Genomic DNA, 15,445 nt, shown 5'->3' on the forward strand with positions numbered 1-15,445 from the left:
CACCCGTCAAGTTATGATAAATATCATCAGCCAGGAATGGTGTATATGGTGCCATCAATTGGCTTAGCTGTACCAATACTTCGTGAAGCGTATGGTAAGCGGCCTTTTTGGACTCTGTCATTCCCTCTTCCCAGAAACGATCACGGGAACGACGGATATACCAGTTACTGACCTCATCAATGTACTTCTCCAGCGCTTTCGCTGCTTTTGTAAAGTCATAAGCATCCAAAGCTTCATTGACGACAACCGTCACACTGTTCAGGCGGGAAAGCACCCAGCGGTCAAGAAGGGTTTTCTCTCCTGTTTCCTTTTCGTTATATTCGTAGCCGTCGATGTTCGCATACAACGTGTAGAATGCGTGTGTATTGACAAGTGTATCGATAACTTTCGATTTCGCCTCAATGACGACACGTTCCGAGAAGCGCTTGTTGTTCCAAGGTGCACTATCAGCAAGCAGCGCCCAACGGAAAGCATCCGCTCCGAACTTATTGACAATATCCATCGGGTGAAGGGCGTTCCCTTTACTTTTCGACATCTTACGGCCTTCCTCATCCAGGATGTGACCAGTGGAGAGGACGCGTTTGTACGGCGCTTTACCTGTGAACAGAGTGGATACAGCGAGCAGACTGTAGAACCAGCCGCGTGTCTGGTCAATTCCCTCACAGATGACATCAGCAGGGAACTGCTTCTCAAATTGATCTTTGTTCTCGAACGGATAGTGCTGTTGTGCAAACGGCATAGAGCCACTGTCAAACCAAACATCAATGACTTCCGGCACACGGTTCATCGTCCCGTTACACTTCTCACATGTCAATTGAACGCGGTCCACGTACGGTTTGTGAAGCTCTACATCCCCGATATCACCAATTGCTTTTTCTTGAAGATCTGCCTGGCTGTTCGGAGCATATTGGTGATCGCAGGAATCACAGATCCAGATTGGAAGCGGTGTTCCCCAGAAACGGTTACGGCCGATGTTCCAATCCACCATATTCTCAAGGAAGTTACCGAAACGACCATCCTTGATATGCTCTGGATGCCATTCGACCTGCTGGTTATTCTCCAGGAATTTATCCTTCATTTCTGTCGTTTTAATAAACCAGCTCTCGATTGCATAGTAAAGCAACGGAGAGTCGCAGCGCCAGCAGTGCGGATAGCTGTGCTCATATTTCTCTTTATGGAAAAGAAGACCTTCATTGGCCAGGTATTTGACGATATCAACATCGCAGTCTTTAACGAAACGACCTTCAAATGGAGGTACATCCTCCGTATAACGTCCTTGACCATCAACAACGTTGAAGAAGGACAAGTTGTGTTCTTTCACTAAGTTGTAGTCATCTTCTCCGTAGGCAGGAGCGATGTGAACGACACCCGTACCGCTTTCCGCGTTAACGAAGCCCGCTTCCACTACGAAGTGTCCTCGTTCCGGCTTCACAAACGGAAATGGTGCATGATATTCCGTCCCAGCGAATTCGCTTCCTTTATGTTTGGAAAGAACGTTATATTCTTCCCCAAGGTTTTTCTCAGCTAATGCTTCGGCAACGATATATACTTCCCCGTTTTGTTCCGCTTTGATATAGTCCAAATCCGGATGGACGGCAAGCGTCACGTTGGCAGGAAGCGTCCACGGAGTCGTCGTCCAACCAAGGAAGAACTCATTCTCGGACCCTTTGACTTTGAATTTCGCCGTGGCCGAAAGGTCTTTGACGTCTTCATATCCTTGTGCTACTTCATGAGAGCTCAATGTCGTCTGGCAGCTAGGGCAGTAAGGCGTTACACGGTGACCCTTCGTCAAAAGGTCCCGTTTATGAAGATCACTCAGGATGTTCCATACGCTCTCGATATAACGGTTTTGCAAGGTAACATATGGATCATCCATATCAAGCCAGTATCCAATTGATTCTGTGAATTCACGCCATTGCTTTTCATAGTTGAAGACACTCTTCTTACACTCTTCAATGAATTTCTCTACTCCGTATTCTTCGACCTGCTGCTTTCCGGAAATACCCAGTTGTTTCTCGACTTCGAGTTCTACCGGGAGACCGTGGGTATCCCACCCGCCTTTACGAAGGACCTGATAGCCCTGCATCGTTTTATAACGGCCGATGAAGTCTTTGATGACACGGCCGAGGACGTGTCCGGCGTGCGGAAGACCATTCGCTGTCGGAGGTCCTTCATAAAAGACAAACGTCTCGTTTCCTTCCCGTTCACTCATAGAGCGACGGAAGACATCTTCCCTGTTCCAATAATCTTTGACGCGATTCTCACGGTCGAGAGCCGCTTCTTTCGTATTAACACTACGCATTCCTTCCACCTCTTACCCTTTTTTTATTTAACATGACAATCCCTAACCAGAAGCGTATGACCAATATAAGAAAGCATTAAAAAATCCGCCCCTGCTTCTACTAGAAAAACAGGGACGGATTGGAATCCGCGGTACCACCCATATTCCGCAAGTATACTTGCGGCACTCGGTAATCACAACGGGTAACGGTCGTCTGCCGGTCCTGCTTACTCTGAACATTTCTGCAGTACTTCTCGGAGATGATCTTCAGCTGAACCTGCCATCGCTTCCCACCAGCCAGCGACTCTCTAAAGGCAGCATATCACGCCTACTCTTCTCGTCAACGAATTATACGTATCTTCTCCATATAGTACATGGGAATCTTTCGGATGTCAAAAGGTTGTTCCTCCCATCATCGCCCACTTTTCCCGATCCTATACCTGCGGCAGAATAAGCATTTCTTATTCCCCTCCATAATAAAACGGTATTACCAGCCTCTGTTTTATTCTTATACAATAAATGTAATCAAATGAATATAGAAAGAAGGAATGAAGATGACAGAGGACAGAAAAGACCGGGTAAAAAGAAACTTCACGCGTAGTAGAGAATCGTATGTACAAAGCAAGACGCATAATAATGCTGGTGACTTACAGGAGTTAATTCATCAACTCTCTCCCCTTCGTTCGTGGAAAGTGCTAGATATTGCAACCGGAGGCGGCCATGTAGCAAGGACCTTGTCTCCATACGTCCAGACCGTCTATGCCACCGACCTTACGAAGGCGATGCTCGAGAACACAGCTTCTCACTTGCAGCACCTGGAAAATATTGAGTATATCGTCGCAGATGCCGAACAGCTCCCTTTCCTCGATGAAAGCTTTGATGCCGTCACATGCAGGATTGCCGCCCACCACTTCCCTGAACCGCTGTCTTATATTAAAGAGTGTTATCGGGTATTGAAGCCGGGCGGTACGTTTCTGATGATCGATAACACGGCTCCGGATAAGGAAGAGCTTGACCGTTTCTATAATACGTTTGAACAATGGAGAGATGACAGCCACGTCCGGGCCTGGAAAATATCCGAGTGGAAGCAATGGCTCCTTCATGAGGGCTTCCTCATTAAGAAAGAAAGCCTTAAACAAAAAAACCTTCCTTTCCGTGACTGGGTGGAACGAACGTGTTCGGATCGTTCCATTCAGAATCAGGTAGAAGCTTATATGATGACGGCCCCCGCCTCTACTAAGCAGTACTTCTCCATCCAAACATCGGAAGGTCATGTCGATTCTTTCTCCATTGACGAATGGATGGTTGTCGGAGCAAAAAGTTCCTGACAGTGTATAAACTTCCTCCTCCTAGGAAAAATAAGCGGAGTATTGATGACTAGTGAGGTGGGATTGGAATGGATGTCGTTGTAATGGCCAGAGCCTTGTTCGGAACGTCGCTTGGGTTTCACATCATCTATGCGACGATCGGGGTCGGGCTGCCAGTCATGATCATCATCGCAGAAGTGCTTTACTTTATAAAGAAAGATTCTGACTACGCATTGATGGCACGCAGGTGGACAAAAGGATTCGCGATTCTTCTCGCTGTTTCCATCGCCTCCGGGACAATTGTCGGTGTCATGATTTCTTTGCTGTTCCCTGATTTCATGGAGATTGTCGGGCAGGTAATTGCCTTGCCGTTCCAAATGGAAATCTTTGCGTTTCTTATTGAAGCAGTATTCATGTCGATCTATTTGTATGCAGCGGACAGACTCCCGCCTTCCTTAAGACTTACCAGTATTATATTCGTAGCTCTTGGAGCGACCGCTTCAGCGATTCTCATCACAGACGTGCATGCGTGGATGAACACTCCAGCCGGCTTCCGTATTACACCGGACGGCGAAGTGACGGATGTGGACACATGGGCGGCCTTCTTCAATCCGAGTTTCGGAGTGACCGCGATTCACACGACCCTATCCGCTTATATGACCGTAGCTTTCTTAGTAGCTTCCATTGCCGCTTTGCGTCTCATGAGGAAAAACATTTCATTAAAAGAACGAAAATACCATAAGAAAGCGCTGATGATCGCCATCTACTTCGGTGCTCTTACTTCTCTCGCCACAGCGATTAACGGACACGAAACAGCCCAAGTATTATATGAAAATAATCCACGCAAGCTTGCAGCAGCAGAAGGTTTGTTTGAAACGACCCGCTATGCACCGCTTTCGATCGGTGGATATACATCGGCAGCTGAAGAGCGGGTCAAATATGCCATTGAAATACCCGGCGGTCTAAGTTTTCTTGCAGGAGACCGATTTGACACGGAAGTCATGGGATTGAACGAATGGCCGGAAGAATTGTGGCCCCCTTTATACGTCCACATCCTTTTTAATGTCATGGTGGGAATCGGCAGCGTCTTGATATTTGTAGCGATGATCGCCCTTTTCTGGAAGCATGTTCTCAAGCGGGAGTTCCCGAGCTGGCTTCTCGCTTTGTTCGTCGTAAGCGGTCCCCTTGCGATGATTGCAATTGAAAGCGGTTGGTGCTTCAGCTGTATAGGAAGACAACCTTGGACCATTACCGATGTACTCCGGACCGGGGATGCGGCGACAAAATCCAGCAGTGTCGGATTTCTGTTCTATTTATTCATTACGCTCTATATCACCCTGTTGTTCGTCACCGGCTTCGTCCTTCGTTATTATTTCAAGAAGCATCCAGTGACCAAAGATCTGGAACCTTCAGAAACCACTTAGAAAGGAGAGGGATGAGTAATGGAAGCATCTACATTGGCGGTTACTATCTTATGGAGTTTACTATTTGTCTACGCTATGCTGGGTTCCCTCGACTTCGGGGCCGGTTTCTGGGGAATGATTTACAGTAAGAGCAGGCAAACCGGCGCCTCTCAGATTGCCAACCGGTTCTTATCACCGACATGGGAAGTAACCAACGTTTTTCTCGTCATTTTCGTTGTCTCCGTTGTAACCTTCTTCCCATTTGCAACGACGCTCTTAGGAAGTATTCTGCTCGTCCCGGTCGCTCTGGGTATTTTGCTCTTGACCATCCGAACGACGTTCATGGTTTTTCAGCACCATACCGATCGATTTAAGAATACGCTTCGTATCACATCGGGATTCACAGGGTTGATCATTCCGGCGCTGCTCGTCAGTATCCTCCCTATCACATTAGGAGGATTCATCGACTTCGATAATGATTACCCCCGCCTCCATTATGGAGAGCTTCTGTCCCACCCTACTTTATATATGCATATCGCTTTCGGGTTGACGACGGAATTATTCATCTCGGCCGTCTTCTTGATGGATTATGCAAAAGAGGCAGACGATTGGAAGGCGTATCACACGTTCCGGAAGCATGCCATTTGGCTTGGACCGGTCAGTATTGCCGTGGCCATGTTGACCATCGGTACCTTCCCGGAAGAGGCGGCATGGATCGTTGACAATATCCAGGCGAACTGGTTTACGTTCGGATTATCTGTTCTTTTCTTCCTGATCGGCTATACATTTTTGTTCATCCGCCGGAAGAATGGACAGCGTGGACTATCACGACTTGCCGTCCTTGCGATCATCATTCAATACGGCATCGCTATCTATGCCTATGGCAATGCGCACCTCCCCTATCTGATTTATCCTGATTTGACTATAGAAGAAGGATTCACAAATCCGGACATCTTTTATCAGATGCTTGTCGTCTACGGTATTGGATTCGGAATTCTGATTCCTGCTTTCATCCTGTTCTGGCGCTTGTTCCTGAAAGACCGCCGTTACTTGAAACAGGAATAGAAGAGCGGCAGCTTAAGCTGCCGTTCTTTTTTATATCGTTATCCTTAGGACCGTACGGGGTACATAGAGACAAAGAGAGGTGAAACTATGAAGAAGTTGACCAATCAATACTTAGAGGAAGCAATCGAAGACAGCAAACCGTACGCTTCCCATGGAAATGTCAATATGACCATTCCTCATTTCGATGAAACAATCAAAGATCACTTAAGTGTTTCCATCCTCACAACACACGGGGAGTCCTATTCCGCCGGTGGAGACAATCAGCACATTCCTATGCAGAGCACTTCCAAAATCATCGGCCTCATGCTTGCCCTCCAGGATTTCGGGAAAGACCGCGTCTTCCAAACCGTAGGAATGGAACCGATGGGTGATTTCTTCAACTCGATCAGTCAACTGGAATCACATGTGAACCACAAACCGTTTAATCCAATGATCAACGCAGGAGCTATTGCTGTCGCCTCTCTCATTAAGGGGCAGAATACGGAAACCCGCTTCGACCGGTACCTTACTTTCCTTCGCCGCATCACAAGTAATGATCAGCTGGAGATGAGTGAAGAAGTCTACGAAGCAGAAATAGGCAACGGAGCAAGAAACCGATCTCTCGCATACTTTATGCAAAGCAACGGGACACTCGTGACAGATGTAGAAGAAGCACTCGACCTTTACTTCCGAATGAATGCAGTCATGATGTGCTGTACAGACTTCGCGAAGGTAGGACTCTTTCTGGCAAAAGGCGGCGAAGACCCCGCAAGCGGAGAGCGGCTGATCCCACCCCACCATCTTCGGACTGTGAAGGCGATCATGATGACTTCCGGCATGTACAATTCATCCGGCCACTATGCAGTAGAAGCAGGGTTCCCCTGCAAAAGCGGTGTATCCGGCAGCATCATCGGTTCCGTCCCCGGCCGGATGGGAATCGGTGTCGTCGGGCCTGCCATTGATAAGAAGGGGAACAGCACAGCCGGCGGAGCCTTAATCAAAAAATTGTCCAAAGATCTCGGCTTAAATATGTTCGGGGTGGAAAATACAGATGCAGAGGAGGAACATAATGGCGTTTGACTACGATCTTGATTTCGACCATATCAATTTCAAAGAAAACCCGGAAAAGTACCGGGTCGGTAAAGGAGAGCAGGGGGTCCTCCTTGTCGAGCCTTACAAGAGTGAGATCCTGCCGAATTGGCGATTCAAAACACCGGAAATTGCTAAAGAATCTTCCGAGAAGATATATGAGCAATTCCTTGAATATAAGAAAGCAGAAGATATTGTAGGTATGGATATGGCCCGTAAATTCCTCCAGATGGGATACACACGCTCCAGACGATACGCCAATTATAAAGGCGGAAAAAAGTACGGCGATGACGGTAAGGTGAACGAACGGCAGATCGATGAAGAAAAAGCGGAATCGGCACGCATCTTTGAAGAAAAATGGAAGCTGGTGCGTGAAGATGAAGAGTATCTGAAGCAAAAAAGGAGACACCAAGAAAAATACGGATAAAAGTAAAAAATTTCTACAAGGTATATTGTCAAAAGTTTCTGAGTAGTGTAAAGTAGTCAACAACATTTACATTTATACAATTGAATCTCTTATCAAGAGAGGCAGAGGGACTGGCCCTGTGAAGCCTCAGCAACCCCTGGTCTAACCAGAAAGGTGCTAACTCCAGCAAGTTGTCTATTCAACTTGGAAGATAAGAAGAAGAACGGAAACGTCAAAGTCTTCTTATCTAAGAAGGCTTTTTTTATTTATATACAAGATTACTAGAAATGAGGAATGTTCACATGTGTCCGCACACTGATACTAAATTCGTCCAAACTGGAAACCAGAAAGAAGAGCCCACAGGCGCGATAAATCCCCCTGTTTATTTCTCTACCGCATACCGTCATCCCGGCTTAGGGGAATCCACAGGCTTCGATTATACCCGGACAGGAAACCCGACCAGGCAGGCTCTGGAGAAGTCCATTGCTGATATCGAAGGCGGCGAAGCCGGGTTCGCCTTCAGTTCCGGAATGGCTGCCATCCAAACGGCCCTTTCTCTATTTAAGCAAGGGGACGAAATTATCGTTTCAGAAGATCTATACGGCGGGACATACCGACTCTTCGAGCATATGAAAGAACGCTACGGCCTGAATTTCCACTACTGTGACAGCAAAGAGCTGGATAATTTGACTGCTTACATCAACGATCAGACCAAAGCCATTTACATTGAAACACCGACAAATCCACTAATGCATACAACAGATATCCGAGAGGTATCTAAACTGGCAAAAGCACACGACCTGCTTTTGCTTGTCGATAACACGCTCTATACTCCCGTCCTGCAAAAACCGCTGGAAGAAGGGGCGGATGTCGTCATCCACAGCGCAACCAAATATCTTGCGGGTCACAACGACGTACTTGCAGGTATTCTTGTCAGTAAAGGAAAACAGGTCAACGAAACGCTGGAGTTCCATCAGAATACATCCGGCGCCGTCCTTTCCCCACTTGATTCGTGGCTGCTTATGCGCGGAATGAAGACCCTTCCGCTGCGAATGAGGCAGCATGAAACAAACGCGAAAGCCGTTGTGGATTATTTAAAAGAGCACCCTGCGGTAACAGACGTCTTCTATCCGGGGCGAGGCGGAATGATTTCTTTCCGTCTGCAGCATGAGCAGTGGATCGACCCGTTTCTGCGCAGCCTGAACTTGATATGTTTTGCAGAAAGTCTCGGGGGGGTTGAAAGCTTTATTACGTATCCGGCTACACAAACGCATGCGGATATACCGGAAGAAATCCGCACGGGATACGGAGTATGCAACCGTCTGCTTCGGTTCTCTGTAGGAATTGAGCACATCGATGATTTACTGGAAGATTTGGAACAGACCTTGAGCAGCTTACTGAAGGAGGAGATTGCACAATGACCGACCATTCCATTCAAACCCGTCTACTGCACAGCGATTATAAATTTGATCCGCAGACAGGTGCCGTCAGTGTTCCAATTAACCAAGCATCCACGTTCCACCAGCAGGATTTCGATCAACCGGGCGACTATGATTACAGTCGTTCCGGCAATCCGACACGAAAAGCCTTGGAAGACACGATCGCCGGGCTGGAGAGCGGCACCCACGGCTTCGCCTTCGCATCCGGCATGGCCGCTATTTCCACCTCTTTCATGCTTTTATCGCAAGGGGATCACATCGTCATTACAGAAGATGTGTACGGGGGTACGTTCCGCATGGTCACCAACGTGCTCGATCGATTTGGGATCGATCACACATTTGTCGATATGACAGACTTGGATGCAGTGGCACGAGCCATCCAACCGAACACGAAGGTTCTTTATATTGAGACACCATCCAATCCCACCTTAAAGATCACTGATATACAGGCGGTAACGAAGCTCGCAAAAGCCAATGAATGTTGGACGTTTGTAGACAACACCTTCATGACACCGGCCCTCCAGCGGCCGTTAGAATTAGGTGCCGATCTTGTCCTTCACAGCGCTACAAAATTTATTGCAGGCCACAGTGACGTCGTAGCTGGTCTCGCTGTTACCGGCTGCCCTGAAATTGCTGAACGTTTAGGATTTTTGCAGAATTCATTCGGATCGATCTTGGGCGCACACGATTGTTGGCTCGTGCTTCGCGGCCTTAAGACGCTGCACACACGACTCACCCAGTCTTCCCGCTCGGCGGAACTAATTGCAGAGCAGCTGCAGAAGCATCCGTTGATTGAAGAAGTGTACTATCCAGGGTTCTCCTGTCATCCGGGCAGTTCCACCCACTCCTACCAAGCGGATGGTGCGGGAGCGGTACTTTCTTTTCGATTAAGAGATGAAGATGCGGTCCGACAATTCACCAAAGCGGTACAAATCCCTGTCTTTGCGGTGAGTCTCGGAGCAGTAGAATCAATTCTCTCCTATCCTGCACGCATGTCTCATGCTGCCATGCCGAAAGCAGAACGGGAAAAGCGCGGCATCACCGATGGACTGCTCCGCCTATCCGTCGGATTGGAAAACCCGGAAGAGCTGCTGACTGATTTCTATCAAGCACTCAAACAGATTCAACCATATGCATTTACTACGAATGGGAGGCCGAGCCATGAACTTACGTGAAGCATTACAGAACAAAACATTGATCGGTGATGGTGCTATGGGCACCCTCCTCTACTCCTATGGTATTGATCGCTGCTTCGAAGAACTGAACCTCTCTCATTCTGAAGAAGTTCTAAACGTTCACCGCGCCTATGTGAATGCCGGTGCAGATGTTATTCAGACAAATACCTATGGAGCAAACTATATTAAACTGACACGCTACGGGCTGCAGGAACAAGTAAAAGAGATTAACACTGCTGCCGTACGACTTGCAAAACAAGCGGCTCATGAAGGAACCTATGTGGTCGGAACGATCGGCGGAATACGTGGTGTCCAGAAGCAGAGCTTCAGCCTGGAAGAAATCAAACGCAGCTTCCGCGAACAGCTTTATTGTTTATTGTTTGAAGAAGTGGACGGCCTTCTCCTGGAGACGTATTACGACTTGGAAGAGTTGAAGGCAGTGCTGGAGATTGCACGAAAAGAAACCGATCTGCCTATTATTGCGCAGGTGTCCATGCATGAAGCCGGCGTTCTCCAAGAAGGCACCTCCTTATCCGACGCCCTTCAGCAATTAGAACAGCAGGGAGCTGACATTATCGGGGTGAACTGCCGCCTCGGTCCTTATCACATGATTCAATCTTTGGAAGACGTTCCCCTTCCCGATAAGGCCGTCCTGTCCGCCTACCCGAACGCTAGTCTCCCTGCTTTCCAGGATGGAAGATTGGTCTATGCGACCGATCCGAATTACTTTGAGAAAAGCGCAAAGTCCCTCTACCAACAAGGAGCCCGTTTGATCGGAGGGTGCTGCGGAACAACCCCTGAACATATCGAGGCGATTGCAGCTGCAGTAAAAGGGAAAGAGCCGATTCGAAAGAAGGAAGTTCCTGTTAAACAAGGGAACGGTGTATCCTTGTCCTCACCGGAAAAGAACTTGGAGCATTTACATGAACGCGCCAAAAGAGGAAGGTCCATCATTGTCGAGCTCGATCCTCCTAAGAAACTGAACACGGATAAGTTCCTTGAAGGAGCAAAAGCGCTTCAGGATGCGGGTGTTGACTCCATTACGCTTGCTGACAATTCCCTTGCATCACCGAGGATCAGCAATGATACGATGGCATCGATTATCAAAACCAAGTACGGCGTTGATCCGCTCGTCCATATCGCCTGCCGGGACCGGAACCTGATCGGCCTCCAGTCCCACTTAATGGGTCTGCATACGCTCGGCATTCAGCAGTTGCTTGCTGTGACAGGCGATCCTACGAAAATCGGCGATTTCCCTGGTGCAACATCGGTCTATGATTTATCGTCCTTCGACTTGATCCATTACATCAAGCAGCTCAACAAAGGGATCTCCTTTTCCGGAAAATCACTGGGCGAACGTACTTCCTTCTCTGTCGCTGCAGCCTTCAACCCGAACGTACGGAACTTGAACAGGGCAGTCGGAAGAATGGAAAAGAAAATGAAATACGGTGCAGACTACTTCATCAGCCAGCCTGTATTCAATCATGAGCAGATCGTAGAGGTTTACGAAGCAACGAAACATATTGAAGCTCCCATCTACATCGGTATCATGCCGTTAACAAGCGCACGGAATGCAGAATTCCTCCATAATGAAGTGCCTGGAATTCAGCTGTCTCCTGAAATTCTTGCGAGAATGGAACAAGCAGGAACCGACAAAACACAAGCTCAGGCCGAAGGCATCAGCATTGCAAAATCATTAATAGACACCGCTATGGATTTGTTTAACGGCATTTATTTAATTACTCCATTTCTGCGCTACGAAATGACTGTAGAATTAACGAATTACATTAAAGAAAAGACCGCACAACGGGAAAGGAAGGTTACTGATGGCATCCACTTGGTTTGAACGACAGCTGGAGAAACGCATCCTGATTCTTGATGGAGCCATGGGCACAATGATTCAAGATGCTGATTTATCCGCAGAAGACTTTGGCGGAGAGGCCTACGAGGGCTGCAATGAATACTTGAATTTGACGTACCCTGATCTGTTGGAGAAGATTCACACCCAATACTTGGAGGCTGGTGCCGATATCATCGAGACGAACACTTTCGGAGCGACTGACCTCGTTCTTGATGAGTATGATCTGGGGCATCTGGCTGAAGAAATAAATATCGCCGCCGCAAAAATTGCGAGGAAAGCTGTCGACCGCTTCTCATCGGAAACCAGTCCCCGATTTGTTGCAGGCGCAATGGGACCCACGACGAAGACACTCTCCGTCACGGGAGGCACTACTTTCGATGTGCTTGCCAAAGGATATGAGGAGCAGGCGCGAGGACTTATCAAAGGCGGCGTCGACCTCCTGCTTTTAGAAACGTCTCAGGATATGCTCAACGTCAAAGCCGCATTCGTCGGTATAACGAAAGCAAGTGAAGCTACGAATACGAAGCTTCCTCTTCTGATTTCCGGAACGATTGAACCGATGGGAACCACCCTTGCCGGGCAGAGCATCGAGGCATTTTATCTCTCCCTTGAGCATATGAACCCTGTCGTCGTCGGACTCAATTGTGCGACCGGTCCGGAATTCATGCGTGATCATCTGCGGTCTCTGTCTGATCTTGCTACTTCTGCGGTAAGCTGTTATCCGAATGCAGGGCTTCCCGATGAAGAAGGGAATTATCACGAAACGCCTGAATCACTCGCCCAAAAGGTCGCTGGTTTCGCCGAAAAAGGCTGGCTGAACCTTGTCGGCGGATGCTGCGGAACAACCCCGGACCATATCCGGGCCATTGCCGATGCCGTACGACCGTATCAACCGAGAGAACGAAAGGATTCCCATCCGCACGCCGTCTCTGGAATAGAGCCGATGATTTATGACGACCCTGCCGACCGTCCCATCTTGGTCGGAGAACGGACGAACGTTATCGGCTCCCGTAAGTTCAAACGTTTGATTGCAGAAGGAAAATTCGAAGAAGCGTCCGAGATCGCCCGTGCCCAGGTTAAGAAAGGTGCCCAGGTCATCGACATCTGTCTCGCAGATCCGGACCGCGATGAAGTGACAGATATGGAAGCCTTCATGAAGGAAGTCGTCAATAAAGTAAAGGTACCACTCGTCATCGACTCCACCGATGTTAAAGTTATTGAAAAAGCACTGAAATATTCCCAAGGGAAAGTCATCATTAATTCAATCAACCTGGAGGACGGAGAAGAACGCTTTAAAGAAGTACTCCCACTTGTCAAACAGTACGGTGCAGCTCTCGTCGTCGGAACGATCGATGAAGTCGGAATGGCTGTTACAGCGGAGAGAAAGCTGGAAATCGCTAAGCGTTCGCACGACATCCTCGTAAAAGAGTATGCCATCGATCCGCGCGATATCATTTTCGACCCGCTCGTCTTCCCTGTCGGTACAGGAGATGAACAATACATCGGTTCTGCCGAGGCAACCATAGAAGGCATACGACTGATCAAAGAACAACTACCCCTTTGTCAGACCGTCCTTGGCGTAAGTAATGTCTCCTTCGGTCTGCCTCCTGTCGGAAGAGAAGTCCTAAACGCGGTTTATTTATACCACTGTACAAAAGCAGGACTGGATTACGCGATCGTGAATACCGAAAAGCTGGAAAGGTTCGCTTCCATCAATGAGGCGGAAATCAAGCTTGCAGATGAGCTTCTCTATCAGACGAACGAGCAGACTCTCGCCGCATTCACAGCCTTCTACCGCGGGAAGAAAAAAGAAAATAAAGTACCGACATCGACGATGACATTAGCAGAACGACTCGCGCACTATGTCGTAGAAGGAACGAAAGAGGGATTAATTCCAGACCTGGAATTGGCACTCGCTGAATATCCAACGCCTCTGGATGTAATTAACGGGCCTTTGATGGAAGGAATGGCGGAAGTAGGCCGCCTCTTTAATGATAACCAACTGATCGTCGCGGAAGTGCTGCAGAGTGCAGAAGTCATGAAGGCATCTGTCGCTTTCCTCGAGCCTCATATGGAGAAGGGGGACTCCTCCAACAAGAAAGGAAAAGTGCTGCTCGCCACCGTAAAAGGAGACGTGCACGACATCGGCAAGAACTTGGTAGAGATCATATTGAGCAACAATGGGTTTGAAGTAGTCGACCTGGGTATTAAAGTCACTCCAGTCGAACTGATTGAGCAGATCAAGCGGGAACAGCCGACGATCATCGGTTTATCCGGATTGTTGGTCAAGTCGGCTCAGCAGATGGTGTTAACGGCTCAGGACTTGAAGCAGCAGAACATTTCTCTTCCTATACTTGTTGGCGGGGCTGCACTTTCACGGAAATTCACCCATACGAAGATATCACCGGAGTATGAAGGGCCCGTCTTGTATGCCAAAGACGCCATGGACGGATTGTCCATTTCCAACCAGTTGAGTGATGAGAAAAAACGACTTCCGTTTCTTGACGATCATGCGCAGAAACAGGCCGCTGCCCTATCCAAAGCAGCCGAGGCACAGGCGCAGGGAAACACGGCAACAGCGGTAGCAACAAAACCTAAGTCGACGGTTTCCTCATCGGTTCCAATCTATCACCCGCATGATTTCAACAAGCACATCATAAGGAATCATCCAGTAGCACATATTGAGCCTTATATAAATATGCAGATGCTGATCGGCCACCACCTTGGATTAAAAGGAAGGTTCTCGAAACTAATCGAAGAGAAAAATGAGAAAGCCCTCCACTTAAAGAGCGTGGTCGACGGCCTGCTTTCAAAAGCGAAAGCGGAAGCCTGGGTCCAGCCCGCCGCCATGTATAAATTCTTCCCAGCGCAATCGGACGGGGACGATGTCCTGATTTACGACCCGGAGAATCCAGGACGTATCATTGAACGCTTCTCCTTCCCCCGCCAGGAGAAAGCACCATACCTGTGTCTGGCTGACTATTTAAGACCAGTATCGAGCGGGGAAATGGACTATGTCGGCTTTTTCGCTGTAACAGCAGGTAAAGGCATTCGTAAGCGGGCAGCCGCATTGAAAGATGAAGGGAAATACTTGGAGAGTCATGCCGTGCAGGCACTCGCCCTGGAAACGGCGGAAGGACTCGCCGAACAGGTGCACCAACTGATGCGTGATAAGTGGGGATTTCCCGATCCTACAGACTTCACCATGCAGGAACGCTTCTCGGCTAAATACCAAGGGCAGCGCTTCTCTTTCGGCTATCCTGCTTGTCCGGAACTGGAGGATCAGCGTAAATTATTCAAGCTGATTCAACCGGAGGAAATCGGAATCGAGTTGACCGAAGAATGCATGATGGAGCCGGAAGCTTCGGTTACGGCAATGGTTTTCGCCCATCCGGAAGCGCGTTATTTCAACGTCCATTAAAAATAATTAAATCCCGCAG

10 protein-coding genes, 1 riboswitch and 1 other annotated feature are annotated in these 15,445 nt (G+C 48.4%); of the genes, 9 read left to right on the top strand and 1 reads right to left on the bottom strand.

Annotated features, from left to right (window positions below; genetic code table 11):
• On the bottom strand, positions 1-2,302 hold a 2,302-nt coding region (gene ileS / locus D479_RS06165; protein WP_008634853.1), incomplete at its 3' end, for an isoleucine--tRNA ligase.
• A 107-nt stretch (positions 2,303-2,409) separates the two neighbouring features.
• Positions 2,410-2,634 (bottom strand) — a binding site (T-box leader).
• 201 nt (positions 2,635-2,835) lie between these two features.
• On the opposite strand from ileS, the gene D479_RS06170 reads away from it, so the two are divergent.
• The 9 genes from D479_RS06170 to metH all read left to right on the top strand — a co-directional run bounded on the left by D479_RS06170 (position 2,836) and on the right by metH (position 15,426).
• Positions 2,836-3,609, top strand: a complete 774-nt coding sequence (locus tag D479_RS06170) for a class I SAM-dependent methyltransferase (RefSeq protein ID WP_008634854.1) — start codon at positions 2,836-2,838, stop codon at positions 3,607-3,609.
• A 68-nt stretch (positions 3,610-3,677) separates the two neighbouring features.
• Complete coding sequence (locus D479_RS06175; protein WP_008634856.1) at positions 3,678-5,012, top strand: cytochrome ubiquinol oxidase subunit I; 1,335 nt, start codon at positions 3,678-3,680, stop codon at positions 5,010-5,012.
• An 18-nt stretch (positions 5,013-5,030) separates the two neighbouring features.
• Positions 5,031-6,056, top strand: a complete 1,026-nt coding sequence (locus tag D479_RS06180; protein ID WP_008634859.1) for a cytochrome d ubiquinol oxidase subunit II — start codon at positions 5,031-5,033, stop codon at positions 6,054-6,056.
• Positions 6,057-6,143: 87 nt separating this feature from the next.
• A complete protein-coding gene (glsA, locus tag D479_RS06185; protein ID WP_008634861.1) occupies positions 6,144-7,115 on the top strand; it encodes a glutaminase A in 972 nt (323 codons plus the stop codon).
• Positions 7,105-7,551, top strand: a complete 447-nt coding sequence (locus D479_RS06190; RefSeq protein ID WP_008634863.1) for a DUF4385 domain-containing protein — start codon at positions 7,105-7,107, stop codon at positions 7,549-7,551. Before glsA ends, D479_RS06190 begins: the two co-directional genes overlap by 11 nt.
• 86 nt (positions 7,552-7,637) lie before the next feature.
• A riboswitch (SAM riboswitch) is annotated at positions 7,638-7,748 on the top strand.
• A 69-nt stretch (positions 7,749-7,817) separates the two neighbouring features.
• Positions 7,818-8,951: a methionine biosynthesis PLP-dependent protein gene (locus D479_RS06195; protein WP_346773249.1), complete on the top strand. Its 1,134-nt coding sequence runs from the start codon at positions 7,818-7,820 to the stop codon at positions 8,949-8,951.
• On the top strand, positions 8,948-10,144 hold the full coding sequence (gene metC, locus D479_RS06200) for a cystathionine beta-lyase (protein WP_008634866.1): 1,197 nt from the start codon (positions 8,948-8,950) through the stop codon (positions 10,142-10,144). The genes D479_RS06195 and metC overlap by 4 nt, the downstream gene beginning before the upstream one ends.
• A complete protein-coding gene (locus tag D479_RS06205; protein ID WP_008634868.1) occupies positions 10,131-11,990 on the top strand; it encodes a bifunctional homocysteine S-methyltransferase/methylenetetrahydrofolate reductase in 1,860 nt (619 codons plus the stop codon). The genes metC and D479_RS06205 overlap by 14 nt, the downstream gene beginning before the upstream one ends.
• Positions 11,971-15,426: a methionine synthase gene (gene metH / locus D479_RS06210; protein ID WP_008634870.1), complete on the top strand. Its 3,456-nt coding sequence runs from the start codon at positions 11,971-11,973 to the stop codon at positions 15,424-15,426. Before D479_RS06205 ends, metH begins: the two co-directional genes overlap by 20 nt.
• Positions 15,427-15,445: the final 19 nt, after the last annotated feature.

It is taken from the genome of Halobacillus sp. BAB-2008, from assembly GCF_000328325.1.
Classification (GTDB): domain Bacteria; phylum Bacillota; class Bacilli; order Bacillales; family Halobacillaceae; genus Halobacillus.